This window comes from Kerstersia gyiorum (genome assembly GCF_004216755.1).
Classification (GTDB): domain Bacteria; phylum Pseudomonadota; class Gammaproteobacteria; order Burkholderiales; family Burkholderiaceae_B; genus Kerstersia; species Kerstersia gyiorum.
Map to the genome: position 1 here is coordinate 170,082 of NZ_SGWZ01000003.1, position 13,701 is coordinate 183,782.

Below are 13,701 nucleotides of genomic sequence, written 5' to 3' on the forward strand. Positions count from 1 at the left end.
CTCAACCCTGTCTTGTGCCCGCCCACCCCGTTTGAGAGCGGGGTAGCGGGATAACCGCTACTACAGGAAGTGCATCATGGCTACAAACCCAAAGGCTGGCCGTTCGCGCCAGGAACCAAGTCATGCCGAGCAATCTGGCCCCTATGACTTCACCTCCCTGCCATTTGTCTACCGTCCCAAGCGTGGCTTCAAGAATGCCAGCAACTGGAAGGTGAAACCCACTGACAACTACGCGCTGGCGCTGCATTACGGCGAGTGGTATGCCGCAGAATTCATGCGGTATTTGCGATCCGACCCGAGCCGGGCGGGCGGCAACTCCCTGGGGCTGATTGCCGCCGCCATCGACTACCAGGATAAGTCAGGCGCTTCCGGGTACTGGGTTGGCTTCTTCTCGCATCTGGAACGAGTGCTGTGCCAGCGATAGCCCACGCGTTTGGATGCCCGACTCAGCGCCCCAGATAAGTCACCGTGATCTGCAAGCGCTTGTGCCCAAGCTCCTCACTGATCTGCTGACGGGCCTGGGCATCGCGTTCCTCCTGCTCTGGCGTCAGCACATCGCTCACCGGCCCACCCGCGGCAGGAGCTTTCCACCCTGTCAGCATTTCATAGCGCATCTGTGCATACCTATGACGCAAACCGTGCATCTTGCTCAGTCCTGCCGCCTTGCATTGGCCATCGTAGACGTGCTGCTGCTGGATGTAGCGCTTCTCAGTCGGGATCAATGAATTGTTCCCAACCATCTGGTGGGCACGGTTCAGCACCTCTCGCTGGGAAGCGGTAAGGATGGGCACTTCCCTGTCCTTCCCTCCTTTGGTCCATGACGATTTCAGCATCAGCCTGTCGCCACGGTCTGCATAGCTGGGGCTGAACTTGATGCACTCCTGGCGACGCAGCCCAAAAGCCGCTTGCAGTTCCAGGCTCATGCGGACATAGGGATCGGTGACGGCATCAAGTCGATGATCCAAGACCTGCGCTTTGCTGACATTGGTGACGAAGCGCCGATCAGGAATACCCAACTGCGAGTTGTCGGCAGCAATGATGCCGCCTTTGCCGATCTTTTCAGCCCACCAGCGCAAATGCGCCATGCGGTTCTTCAGCGTCCCGGCGGACAAGCCTTCGGCCTGCCAACGGTCCAGCAATGCCTGCACATGCTTTCCTTTGAGGGACGTCGCCTTCATTTGGCGGAAACCGGCTTCCTTCAACTGGCGGGCCACCAGCGTCAAGGAACGTCGGCGGTCTGCCTGGGTGGTCAAGCTGCCATCCCGATTGCGTCGGCAAAGTTGTTTGAGAGTCCAGGTCAAGTCGTCCATGGTGTTCCTGTTCAGCGAGTTTTCGAAGGTGTATTCCTGAGTCGTCATGCGATTAATGTTGTTGCCAACTCGCGCAAAGCGAGATGCCCTGAAGGGCCAAGTGCTTGGTGCTCAGATCACCAATTGCCTCGAATGAGGCATCCGCCTTGCTTCCTGTGGGAAGGCCGGACGGAGGAACGGAAAGGGACAAATACGGAAAAGAAAAAATGGCTGATTAGCTTGGATGAACCTCCTTGAAAGAATGGGGAAAACAACGGGTAGCGCCGCCAGGAAATAGTGGGCGGACGTAGGGACGCCTGAGCGATATATCGCGAGGGAAATGAGGTCAAATAGACCGATGGAAAACTGCGGCTCAACCCTGTAACAGGGACGATGCGCGAACGAGCCTTGGCGCATCTGGGAGGCTCCATCCTCATGGACGGGCACGCTGGGAGCCTTGTGCCCTGGATGCCGGTTGGGTACGGCGGCGCAGTGCGATAGACGCATCAGCACTGCACCAGTTGCCGGTGTTCAAACCCGCCGGCAGGTGACTGCACGGACAGTATCTGCCCCCATCATCATGTGGGCCAGACTTAATGCGATACGCGGCACACCCGCATTGTTGCTGCACCTCGCGCCGTCGTCACTGCGGTGGGCAGTGACGACGGCGTCGCATATGCTGGTATCCAGGATGGTGCAGTTTGGATGCCTGTGGCTACCGCAAATATCAGCATGTGCCGCCTCCTCTGGCACGCAGCCGCCAGCGCAAGGCCACACGCTGTCAAGCGTGGGCATGGCACGTTCCTTTCTGCGGCTGAATACCCAAAGCGTCCTTAATCTGCGCCAGGTACATCCTGGCCACCTCCGGTGAAGCAGGAGGCTGCGATTCCGTTTGCAGCACCGTCGGAACAGACCTCATGGTGCCCGTTGCTGCAGGCTGCTTCGGCTGTGCCGCCCACAACCGGAACTCCCCCTGGATCGCCTTGCGGATCAAGCCAAACAAGTAGGCAGCAGGTTTAAGCACCTTCCCGAGCACACAACGCGCAGACCACTCATCAAGCACCTGCTGACGCTGCGGGTGTGCCAGCCGCTGCAGACGGTAAAGCGCATCGTGTTGCTGATTCAGCACCAATGCCTGGAAGCGTTCGGGCAAACGTAGATCACCCATGCCAGGGTCTGAGCGCTCTCCGCGCACACGCAATACGTACGTACTTTTTTTAATAAAACTACTACGTACTTTACTGTTCGGTGCATCAGGTTCACGCCGATCTTCCGAACCACGATCTGCCGTTTCAGCGACGTCGGACGCTGCTGATGAACCGGAGTCATCACTTCCGCTCGGTCCATCATCGGGCGTTTGCAAACCCAACTGCTGAGCACGCATGCGCAACGCGATAGGCATCTGCTTCAACAGACTTACGTCGGCGGCAACTTCCGTGAGAACACTCAGGGCAATCTGGCGCACAGCAGTGCTGGCATGGGAAAAGGATTGCTCCAGCAAATCGGTCCACGTCAGATCCAGTTCGCAGGCGGTTCGGATGGGCAACGGTGCCAAGTGAACGGTGTAGTGATTGGTGGAAAGATGGCCCGTCAACGGGTTGCGGACATGGGCGTCAATGTGAATCCAGCGCGTCAGGCGCAGCACGGTCAAGGTACGGGCCACCGTCTCGCGTGAAGCTTGTGGGTTGTCGGGCACGCAGGCCAAGAACTGGCGCAGTTGCGTGTAGCTGATCCCCGTGACATTTCCATCCGCATTGGCACTGGCGTGCAGCACCATCCAGGCGTTACGCTCCAGCGGCATCAGCCGCTTGTCGAGCAACAAAGCCGTGGGAACGGCAGGCAGAAGAGGAATATCGTCAGGGGTGTTGCTCCTGGCAACAGCTTGAGTACGGGAAATCATCATAGTGTTGTCTTTCAGGGATTGCGGCCCATGGCCGGACAACTTCATGACAACAGATCCAAGGCTGCACAGCAGCAAACAATCCGAACTTTGACGCAACCGTATTTCTTACCCTGCAGGGCATGCATGCCTGCAGATTACCCATACTCATGCACAACGTGGCGATTTCCGAACAAGACGCCCCACCGATTTTTGTTTAAAGACATTAGGCCAATTCAGTACTTCGATCACGCCTTACCCTACCGCCACGCCTGGGAAGCAAGGCCTTGTTCATCGCATGCAACAAGGGAGCGTCACTAGCGATATTAATGAAGAACTGTGGAGGGTGAAAATTGCCCGAAACGTCTCGCAGCTTGTCCAGTGGAATTGGCGACGATAGCTTCATGGGATCAGTCAAGCCAAGTGCAAATGCTTTTGGCAAGCCGGAAAAATATTCAAAGAACTCTTGACGTCGAAGACCAGAAACCGCCCCAAAACGTTTCCACAGCGTACTAGGCGCGAGAGTGTACAGATCAGTGACCTTGGCACATCCAACCACGCTACCCACCGGCATCTTCACATAGATCCAGACAGTTGCGCCGATGGAAACGTTCATCGGCCTGCGTCGAAGTTCAACGGTTTTCGTACCATCAAAAATCCCATTTGCATAACGCTCTTCAAGAGAGATTAGGAAGTTATGCGGGGTAATCATGCGGAAATCCTTCAAGAAGTATGTTTTCGATCTGCTCGGATGTGATGATGCGACTTGTTCGTAGCTGATTCGCTTCGCCACAGCCAAATTTCTTGAGGCTTTCCAACGGTACCGGATTTTTCATTTTCATCAAATTATCGAAGACGACTACGGTCTTGATTTTCGATTTTCCAATCGCATCGAGGTCACTAACTTCCAACACTGATCTGTCCAAGTCACCCTTATCGACCGCGCCCTCTGCGCGCAGGTAGGCGTTGATCACCCTCGCCACTGCCACTACAGCCTTCAGTCCTTTTTTACGAGTCGATTCATAGAAGAACATTAGGCTCCCGCGCTTGAACGATTTCAGCGTCCTTGGCGCACTCAAGTAATGGCGCTGCTGGAAAAGCAAGGCTTTGGAGTGGGCGAGTAATTGCATCTGATCCAGGTGATCAAGCAAGTGTTCAGCGTAATCACGTTGGATAGGCACGAGCACGCCGGGCCTGTCAGACATACAGATCAGCGTCGGAGAAAGTAAAGTTTCCAAAGCAAAGACTGTTAGATGTGTACGTTGACCATCAGGACGCGTCAATTCCACGTATTGATCGGCCGCTCGGAAAACTGGCACGATGGTGGTAGCGTGATATCACTCACGGCCTGCAACTTGGCGCGAAGCTCTGACCAATTGCGAGGAAGGAGCACGCTGTGGAGCGAGACCTTATTCAACTCCCGAGCGTCATCCAAGCCAGTGAATCCAACCTCCAACGCCACCTCTCGAACAGAAGCTTGTCGTGGCGCGAGATTCAGCCGTACGCGCTGAATCTCTTCTCTAGCCCTTCCTAGTAGATGAGCGATCATTTGACGCGCAGCGTCCCGCGCACAGATCATGCGCTCATCCACAGCCAAGAAAGCATCACACGTTCCACCTCTGAGACTGCTAGGCCACATCAGATAGCCAATGACTCTATGGTCTTCCAGCACAATAAAACGATGCCGAGCCCTACTAACTCCGTCGTCCGCAGCCCACAAAGTGGATTGATCAGCTACAGCTACACCCAGGTTGCAAAGCAATTCACGAACATCCGCTTCGCGCCCGGGTATGAGCTCTACTAATTCCAACGTGTCACGTGTGCTTGCAGCGACAGCGCTGGACCTGCTGTTGAGTTCACCAAGGATACTGAAGGCCGACGGAGAAAGGACTTCAATACCGTAGCGAAAACGCAGCATCGCTGACGCATTGCGAATCGCCCCATCGCTGGTGACTAAACCTGCTAGGTTATGATGAATTGCCGTTGCTAGATGCCGCAGATCGGAGAGATCATTAGCGGTCAATGCGCTCGCAGCGAAACGCTCAGGAAAGACTAAGGGAGCGACCTCCTTGGTGAACTGCGCCATAACATCGTCGGAAGGCACGGCAAACTTCGGGAAGACCTGTCCTAGACCCTGCATGGGATCAGTCTTGCCATTCGTAGCAGATCGTTTTAGCTCGACGTCAAACTCAGTGCTCAGCGCGAGACGACATACGCCTAGACGTTCTAGCGCAAAAAGGTCTACAACATCCTGGTGACGCGCTCTACGCGGCCCAAGATCGAACATTACATTAAGGTCCAGAAGATAAAGCTTGGTCGCTGATGATGGTTCGACAGCGAGGCCTAGAGGATCTCGGTGGCTCAGCCCGCTAGTCGCAAAAAGTTGTTGTGTCCGTAATTCGTGGCTACGCAAGACTAGGGTACGCCCCCTAGTCTTGCCTCCTGGCACAGTGCCATGCGCATAGAAATCCTGGCTTTGCCAGAACTCTTGCGAAGCGCGGAGATCTTCTGCAACCCGTGCACCAATCGAGATGTAGTTCAACGCACTCAACTGGTCTTTGAGCGCATTTAGCAGAGATTTGGCAATTCCGTGCCGACGGTGACCCGGATTTACATGAATCTGCATGATGTGCCCACGAGGGAAAGTGCTGGCGAACAATAAATGTCCCGCGTATTGAATCTCGTCAGCCCCGCGAACAATCGCCACAATGAGTCGTTCGCTGATAGCAGCCTCTTCATAGACCTTGAAGGGAAACCATCCCAATGCCGGGCGGTCGCTTTCAGCGGCATCAACTACCTGCCTCACGTACGGCAGGACGTCCTGCCGTTTCAGAAGCAACTCCACTGAGAGCTGTTGGATATTCATGCGGTATGCACTCCATCTGTATCGGATGATGGATGCAACTGTAACAAATTCGTTGCATTGACTCAGCTAGGTTGAGGCGTCTGCAGCACAAAAACCTCATGCATCCCATGACTGGGCCGCTTCATGACAACCGATCAAACTGCGTGAGGCATCAAACAATCCGAACTCCGGTGCAACGTGTCCTGGCGCTCTTTCGACATAACCTGGCCATCAAAGTTCGAAGAAGGGCACGTTAGTCATTTGTGCTAACATAGCCAACAAATAGCAATTTCATCGCACACTGGAGGTTCCCATGACCGCAACAACAATGCGTTCCGGACGCATCGGTTTTCGGGTGCTCCCGCAGCAAGAAGCCGTGCTGCGGCGAGCCGCCGAAGCCAGCCACAAGTCCTTGACCGACTTCATCCTTGACAGTGCCTACCAGGCCGCCGAGCAAACCCTGCTGGATCAACGCCTGTTCTTGGTTGCGGGTAGCCAATCTCAGGCTCTGCTGGATTTGCTCGACCGGCCAGCACAGGTCAATGAAGGTCTTCAGAGCCTGTTCTCTCGCACTGCGCCGTGGGATCGCTAATACATCTGACAGCGCCACAGGCGCTGGATGCCAGCCATATCCTCGACGAGTTCGATTGCGGCAAGGACAGCATGAACGAGTGGCTAACTCGACATGCTAGCCAAGCACAAGCCAGCGGCTCCGCCAAGACTTATGTAGTCGCGCACAATCGGGATCCGCGTGTCGTTGGCTACTACAGCCTCACCGTAGGTCAAATCGACACGCTGGAAGCGCCCGAACGGGTGCGCCGGGGCATGGGCAGCTACCCCATTCCTGTGGTAATTCTGGCGCGGCTGGCGGTCGCACGGCAGTTGCATGGACAGGGGCTAGGCATCGGGCTGCTGCAAGACGCGATCCGTCGCACCGTGGCGATTTCCGAACAGGCGGGAGTACGGGCTCTGTTGACGCATCCTATTGACGCAACAGCCGAACGGTTCTACCTGCGCTTCGGCTTTGAAGCCTCACCTGTACGTGAACAGCAACTGCTGCTTCTACTCAAGGACGCACGCAAGCTGCTGCTGTCGAAGCCTTGAAGTACGCATGTTCTCCAACCGGATCAACACCGCTCTTGCCAACCTCCCCCAACTAGTACACAATCTAGTCATCCATTAACCGAGGTGTACAGAAAACATCTTTTGAATCAATGGATTGCGCGGTGGTCGGTTAGCCCGTCTCCCGCTCCAGAATTTTCGTCCATGGACATCCACCAACGTCCATAGATGATTGAAAGAAGGCCGAAAACTTTGTGTTTCGGCCTTTTTTTCGTCCAGCGACATCTACTAACATCCACCTAAATCCACGCGATTTCAGTCCATTTTTAAGTCCATTTTTTTGAGCCGCGCTCGCGACAGGATGGACTGACTTTCAGGCAGCTTGCCCGCAGAGATGTTTCAATCCAGGCCTTTTTCTGGAAACATCATGAGCCTGACGGATTCTGCGACACGACAAGCAAAAGCTACTGGTCATCCCTATACACTGGCCGATTCAGATGGACTCTCATTGGCGGTTTCTGCTCAAGGCAGCAGGTCGTGGCACTTCCCGCTACTACTGGCAAGCCAGACAGAAACGCATGTCACTGGGCACCTATCCTGAGGTATCGCTGCGCGATGCTCGACACCTGCGCGACCAAGCCCGCGTCCTGCTCAGCAAGGGCATCAATCCCAGGCTAGACCGCAAACGCAAACGGCAAGCTGTTCGTCTGGCGCAGGCCAATAGTTTCGAAGCGATCTATCAACAATGGCTGGCGCATCGCAGACTCGAACTGCAGGACGGGCGACAAAGTACCTTGTCGCAAATGCGGCGGATTTTCAGCAAGGACGTCTTGCCCAAGGTGGGCAGATTCCCCATCCACGAAATCAAACGGTTTGATCTGCTGGATCTCCTCAGAAAAATCGAAATGCGCGGTGCCCTGACGACAGCAGAAAAGGTGCGTACCTGGCTCAACCAGCTATACCGCTATGCGTTGGTCGTTGTTGACGGGCTGGACAACAATCCTGCTGCTGACCTGGATGTCGTGGCACGTCCCAAACCACCGGTCGCACATCATCCGTTCCTGGCCTTACGTGAGTTACCTGAGTTTCTGCGTGCCTTACGAGACTACGATGGGAGATCCATCACAACCCAGTTGGGCATTCGGTTGCTGCTACTGACGGGTGTGCGTACAGGAGAACTGCGTCTGGCCGAACCCTGTCAGTTTCAATTGGACCAGGGGCTATGGCTCATACCGCCGAACAACGTCAAGCAATGGCGGGTAGGGTTGCGACGAGGCAGCCGGCGAGCCCAGGATATTCCTGCCTATATCGTTCGCCTATCCATACAGGCCATCGAAATCGTGCGTTATCTGCTGGAGCGAGTGAAGCAACACGCCGCGTCGCCCTGATGCCACGGACTGGACATTGTCTCTGGCCTGCGCGATGGCGTTGAATAGTTGGCGCACATCCTTCTGAAATACGTGCCCAGCTGGGGTAAGTCGGGTGCGACGTCGGTTGCGAACAAAAAGCTGCACGCCCGGGTCATCCTCAAGCTCTTTGATTGCCCGTGAGAGAGGAGATTGCGCGATGTGGAGCCGCTCAGCCGCACGAGCGAAGTACAGCTCCTCCGCGACTGCCAAAAAGCAACGCAAATGCCGAAGTTCCATCGCATGCTGTCCTCAAATCTTTGCATGACGGCCAGCAGGCAAAGAAACGATCAACTCGATGATCAGAATTGCTGCCAATATTCCTATCGGCACATTCCAATTGCCCAACTTGTGATACAACGCACCCACCAATAAAGGCCCCACGGCTGCAATCAGATAGCCAACGGTCTGCGCCATTGCCGAGATACGGGTTGCCGTCTCTACGCTGCCCGCTTTGGCCACGAACAACAAGGCACCCAAGGCCGGACCGGCCCCTTGCCCAAAGCCAAGCAGCAAAGCCCACAGCAGGGCCGTGCCAAACGGCGCGAACTGCAGGCCCAGCGTTCCTGCCAGGCATAGCAATACAGTCATCGCAATAAACACTCGCTGGTCCGGCTTGCGTGCGGCCAACAAAGGCGTCACAAAGCTGCCCACCATCAAACTGACTTGCGACAGAGAAAATATCCATGCTGCGCTTTCCTGGCTGGCACCACGATCCATCAATATGGTCGGCATCCAGGGAAGAAACACATACAGATTAAGCGCCTGCAGGCCGAAGAACAACGTAATCGACCAAGCTATGCCGTTGCGATAGACATTCACGGCGGGCTTCGCTGCCATGCCGCCTGCGCCACGCCCCGCAGCCTCTGCTTTCTGAAAACGCAATTGCGGCAACCAGAACACCAGCGCCAGCAAAGCGGGTAACGCCCACAGCCCCAACGAATGGTAGGCTGCATCGGTATCAGCCCCCATTGCCTGGAACAAGGGAAACGAGGCACTGGCCCCCAGTACAGCGCCCGCGCCCAGCATCAGGGCATAGACACCCATAACCAGCCCCATGCGCGGCGGCCCGAAGCGCTTGCGTGCCAGCGCGGGCATGATGACATTCATCACTGCAATGCCCGCACTGCCCAGCACCGTCCCCAAGATTAATCCCGGTTCACCAAACCAGCGTACGCCGCAGCCAAGAGCCAGCAATACCAGCGCCAGCCCCAAGGTGCGCTCTTCCCCGAAAAACTGGCGCAATCGCACGCCAGGAATCGAAAACACCCCCAACAAGGCAGTAGGCAGCACCGTCACCAGCAGCGTTGAGCTGAAGTCCAATTCCAGGTTGCGCAGCAACGGTCCCAGCGTGGAAAAGATCAGCCGCAGATTCAGGGACACCAGAATGAAACCCAGCCATAGCAAAGCCGTATTGCTGGATAAACCTTTTGAAGCCGCCACCCGCGACGATAAAGTTGTGTGTTGCATGGTGAGAATCTCTTTATTGAATGGAAGTGAACGGCTGGAATGACTGGTCTGTGGTTGCGCTGAAAATGTGTTTGCGCACAAACATCACCAGTACCAATATCAGTGCCAATCCGCCCACCAGACACATCAGCATGCCGGGGTATCCCAGGCGATCCAGCACCACACCTGCCAGCGCCGGCACCATGGTGCGGCCAATCACAAATAGGCTGGACTGAATGCCATAGTCGAGCGCAGACAGCACCGGACGTGCGTAATACATCATCAAGCCGAACACCAGACCCGCCGATGCCCCCATCATCAAGGCCACCACCATCGTGCCGGATATCAGCCATACTTCATCGAGTTTGAACATGACGGCACCAGCCAATAGCGCCAGCGCAAGCAAATTGCCGATGGCAAATAGTGGCAAGGCATTTGCCGCACCACTACGGCGCGACACCCAACTGCCTGCCATACTGGCAATGGCCGCCAGCAAGCCGCCACCCACACCGACAATCATGGCGATGCGTTCTGGCGCAAAGCCAAGATCCAGCATCAAGGGTTTCAGGTAGACCCACACGGCACCAATCAGCGGGTAATACAGCACCAGCAAGAGTGCCCAGATGCGGTGCTGGGACGTCGCAAACCAGCTCAGCCACTCCCGCAAACCGGCGCGTGCCATGGCAACGTCTTGCGCCGATGCAGGCCTATCGACGACAGAATGACCTGCGCGCAGCAGTGGGATCAGGATTGCGCCAGACAACATGCCTAGCGCCAATACGGTGAATGGCCAGGCCCAACCCAATTTGGTATGCAGCATCAGCATCAAACCGCCGCCGACGATCGCGCCCAGCGACGTGGCTGCAGAGCGAATCGCCCCGGCGCGTATGCGTTCTGATTCCGGCAAGATACGGATGGCCAGGCCATTGACGGGAATATCCGCCCAGGTTCCCAACAGGCTGACCAGCAGTGCCAAGGCAAACAACACCATAAACGGCGTATCGCGAATATCATGCGCGCCCAGCAACAACAGTGTGGCGGCATAGCCCACACTCAGCAGCACCGCCCAGTTGCGATAGCTGGACTGCCCCAGCCGCCAGCGATCCACGGGTGTAGCCAGCACGAACTTGAGCATGGCTGGCAAGCCTGCCAGTTGCAGCAGCCCGATTTCAGTACCGCTCCAGCCATGTTGGCGCATCACCAAAGGCAGACCGACATACAGGTAAATCACTGGTGCAGTCAGTACTAGGTTCAGCCAGCCTATCAACAGCTGCTGTGGCCACCATGAACGACTAAAACTCGGTTTCATTAAACAACTCCCTACTTATTCATCTAGCGGTACGAGCAAAAAAGCCGCTGAAGAGGTGGGTTGTCGTGCCTCCATGAGCGACCGAGCGAAATGACACTCGATTTATGTTAAGGGATACACTTATGAGAATGAATGTCGTTCGCTATGATGTTCGGCGGAATTGCTATGCAGAACAGCGATAGGGCTTGTGTATGCGGGCCTTTATGGTCTGATCGCCTGGTTTTTCCACTACAGGCATCTACATTCAGTTAAGGCCACCCTCTATGTTCCGATGATTTGAAGTTGAGTCGCAAGGAGTAGCAGCAATGAAAGAGCAATCAGTTTCAGACCAAACAGTTGAAGTTGAAGCCAAGCCAAATACTTCGGGCTGGAAAAGCCTTGAAGGAAGCGGGGCTGGTGGCAGCTATAAGGTCAAGCGATTAGATTGCGATCTTGGTTTCTCTGTTGTTCGATCATTTACTTCCGTCAACGATATCAGCTCGGAATTTTGTGATTACGAAGGCCATGAGCGACTTTTGGTTATTGCTTTTGGCCTTAGCGGAAAATCAGAATTTTTAGATAAAACAGGGGAAAGACTCTCCTTTGGCGTAGGGCAGACGACCATATCAATTTTTAGAGAAGGTCAGGGTAGACGAATTTATGCCCCAGGTGATCCTATTGATCAGTTGCGTTTGATCGTTACGGAATCCGCACTAACACAATATGTTGGTGAAGAAAGGGCCAATAAAATATTTGGTTCTGCTCTCGGCTCAAGTGAAAGCTTTAGAAAAATATCAATGTGCAATAGTTGCCACAGCAGTCACCTTCATTGCATTAAGAGTAGAAATATTGAGCAGGAAGATGGACTGACTCAGCGCATACATGCGTTAAGTCTCTTGTCAGAGCAATTGCAAGGGCTTCACTCAACCACGCAATGCCCAGAAAGATTATGTGCCAGAGATCTAGGCACACTAGATCACATAGAACGTTTCATAGACTTGAATCTAGACAAACCAATAAACAATACATTTCTTTGCATGAGATTCGGAATCAGTGAATACAAACTTAAAGAATGCTTCAAACAAGCTCACGATACGTCCCCAGGCCGCTATTTATTAACAAAAAGGATGCACCGAGCCCATGAATTATTGCTCGCAGGCCATCGTGTATCTGAAACAGCATACAAAGTTGGATATCAACATCCAAATAATTTGACTGCTGCTTTTGTAAGATTTTGGGGAGTCTCACCAAAAATTATCTACGAAAGCAGATAAATCAATATAATAAATAGTAAGAATTACAGAAGAAGTAAATTAATTATCAAGAAAATATATTTAAATTTATATGAATAAATAAAAAATAATCTGAGAGCAAAATAACTTAAAACCAAATTACGAAGCCACGATTTTTTTGAGCCTGATATGCATAAAGAATCCACGTACAGTTTCATCGAACTGGAACGCGGTCTGAGTATTGGCACATTGCGTTATCGCCCTGACGCCAAGCCGCAGCATCTTGATCAAAATCCGGATCAGGATAACGACCGTCTTCTGCTCATATCCCTTAGCGTACAAGGACTGTCTAGGCATTCCTCTGCTCAACAGACTGGACATGAGTACCGCAGTGCAGACGATGCCATTATTTCCACACGCATTTCTACCTCCAGCGAAGGCTTGGGCTTTGCCTGTAGCCCTATTCATAAGCTCCGTATCGTGGCGCGCGAAAGCCTCATTGAGCGCTATATGGGCTATGAGCGCTGTCATCAGTTGTTCAGTAGTGCACCATTGGCCAATGGCCTGAGCTGTCGCGCAGGCACGCCGCCCGCCATGTCACATGCCTGTACGCTCATAGCGCTCGCGCGCTTCAACCTCGATCCGCGTACACCGCTGAACCTCCACATTCATGCGCTCAGCCTGCTTCAGGAGCAGCTCAACTTGTTTGCACCAGCGCATAACTCGTTGCCGTTGCCCTTCACATCGCCGGACATCCGCTACGTTGAAGAGGCACGTTTGCTCATGCAGAACAACCTGCAGGCCGCGCTGCCACTCGAAGAACTCGCCAGTCAGGTTGGGGTCGGGAAACGCCGGCTCCGAACGCTCATGAGCTACTTCTATGGGAAAACGCCAGGGCAGCTTCTGCTTGAACTGCGCATGAACCGCGCCCTGCGTCTGATAGAAGCCAATACACCGACCCATGAGATCGCATGGCAACTTGGCTATCGGGGCGTGCGCAGTTTCGCTACCGTGTTCACCAGCTACCACGGGGTTACTCCCGAATCTGTACAACGCCTCCAAGTGAATGCGTAGAGGAAATGCGCAGTTGCAATAGCTGACCTCTTCACAGGCCTGGTTCAGGCGACGCAGGCCTATTCCTCTACAAACCACGTTCACTCAGTGTAAAGAACCTCGACCACCACTGGCCGGACCTCTTTGCCAGCCCGTGCGAGCCCGCACGGGCGCGTTGGGCAACGTCAAGTATTGACG

12 protein-coding genes and 2 pseudogenes are annotated in these 13,701 nt (G+C 54.4%); 6 read left to right on the forward strand and 8 right to left on the reverse strand.

Annotated elements, in window-relative coordinates; all coding sequences use genetic code 11:
* Positions 1 to 76 precede the first annotated feature (76 nt).
* The gene (locus EV679_RS10670) at positions 77 to 424 is read left to right on the forward strand and encodes a hypothetical protein (protein WP_130487186.1); all 348 of its coding nucleotides are present in this window, start codon (positions 77 to 79) and stop codon (positions 422 to 424) included.
* Between the two features lie 22 nt (positions 425 to 446).
* Here the strand turns inward: EV679_RS10670 and EV679_RS10675 are convergent, their stop codons facing one another.
* From EV679_RS10675 to EV679_RS10690, 5 genes are all read right to left on the reverse strand, one after another.
* A complete protein-coding gene (locus tag EV679_RS10675) occupies positions 447 to 1,310 on the reverse strand; it encodes a phage integrase N-terminal domain-containing protein (protein ID WP_130487335.1) in 864 nt (287 codons plus the stop codon).
* 760 nt (positions 1,311 to 2,070) lie between these two features.
* Positions 2,071 to 3,237, reverse strand: a complete 1,167-nt coding sequence (locus tag EV679_RS10680) for an STY4528 family pathogenicity island replication protein (RefSeq protein WP_130487187.1) — start codon at positions 3,235 to 3,237, stop codon at positions 2,071 to 2,073.
* A gap of 157 nt (positions 3,238 to 3,394) precedes the next feature.
* Positions 3,395 to 3,880: an ASCH domain-containing protein gene (locus tag EV679_RS10685; protein WP_130487188.1), complete on the reverse strand. Its 486-nt coding sequence runs from the start codon at positions 3,878 to 3,880 to the stop codon at positions 3,395 to 3,397.
* A complete protein-coding gene (locus EV679_RS17880; protein ID WP_242611467.1) occupies positions 3,864 to 4,457 on the reverse strand; it encodes an EVE domain-containing protein in 594 nt (197 codons plus the stop codon). Before EV679_RS17880 ends, EV679_RS10685 begins: the two co-directional genes overlap by 17 nt.
* Positions 4,448 to 6,034, reverse strand: coding sequence for a GNAT family N-acetyltransferase (locus tag EV679_RS10690; protein ID WP_242611468.1), 1,587 nt, complete (start codon positions 6,032 to 6,034; stop codon positions 4,448 to 4,450). The genes EV679_RS17880 and EV679_RS10690 overlap by 10 nt, the downstream gene beginning before the upstream one ends.
* A 292-nt stretch (positions 6,035 to 6,326) precedes the next feature.
* Between EV679_RS10690 and EV679_RS10695 the strand changes: the two genes are divergently transcribed.
* The 3 genes and pseudogenes from EV679_RS10695 to EV679_RS10705 all read left to right on the forward strand — a co-directional run.
* Complete coding sequence (locus tag EV679_RS10695; RefSeq protein ID WP_130487189.1) at positions 6,327 to 6,605, forward strand: type II toxin-antitoxin system TacA family antitoxin; 279 nt, start codon at positions 6,327 to 6,329, stop codon at positions 6,603 to 6,605.
* A complete protein-coding gene (locus EV679_RS10700; protein WP_242611469.1) occupies positions 6,593 to 7,117 on the forward strand; it encodes a GNAT family N-acetyltransferase in 525 nt (174 codons plus the stop codon). Before EV679_RS10695 ends, EV679_RS10700 begins: the two co-directional genes overlap by 13 nt.
* A gap of 385 nt (positions 7,118 to 7,502) precedes the next feature.
* Positions 7,503 to 8,442 (forward strand): annotated as a pseudogene (locus EV679_RS10705) (tyrosine-type recombinase/integrase); the annotation flags it as partial.
* On the opposite strand, the pseudogene EV679_RS17970 reads toward EV679_RS10705, so the two are convergent.
* The 3 genes and pseudogenes from EV679_RS17970 to EV679_RS10720 all read right to left on the reverse strand — a co-directional run.
* Positions 8,443 to 8,721: pseudogene (locus EV679_RS17970) on the reverse strand (LysR family transcriptional regulator); the annotation flags it as partial.
* A 12-nt stretch (positions 8,722 to 8,733) separates the two neighbouring features.
* Positions 8,734 to 9,951, reverse strand: a complete 1,218-nt coding sequence (locus EV679_RS10715; protein WP_130487191.1) for an MFS transporter — start codon at positions 9,949 to 9,951, stop codon at positions 8,734 to 8,736.
* A 13-nt stretch (positions 9,952 to 9,964) separates the two neighbouring features.
* A complete protein-coding gene (locus EV679_RS10720; protein WP_130487192.1) occupies positions 9,965 to 11,239 on the reverse strand; it encodes an MFS transporter in 1,275 nt (424 codons plus the stop codon).
* Positions 11,240 to 11,544: 305 nt separating this feature from the next.
* Here EV679_RS10720 and EV679_RS10725 point away from each other — a divergent pair, with 305 nt between their 5' ends.
* Entirely contained in the window at positions 11,545 to 12,492 is a 948-nt protein-coding gene (locus tag EV679_RS10725) for a helix-turn-helix domain-containing protein (protein ID WP_130487193.1), read from the forward strand.
* Between the two features lie 147 nt (positions 12,493 to 12,639).
* Positions 12,640 to 13,524 (forward strand): helix-turn-helix transcriptional regulator, encoded by an 885-nt coding sequence (locus EV679_RS10730; RefSeq protein WP_130487194.1) that lies wholly within the window; start codon positions 12,640 to 12,642, stop codon positions 13,522 to 13,524.
* Positions 13,525 to 13,701: the final 177 nt, after the last annotated feature.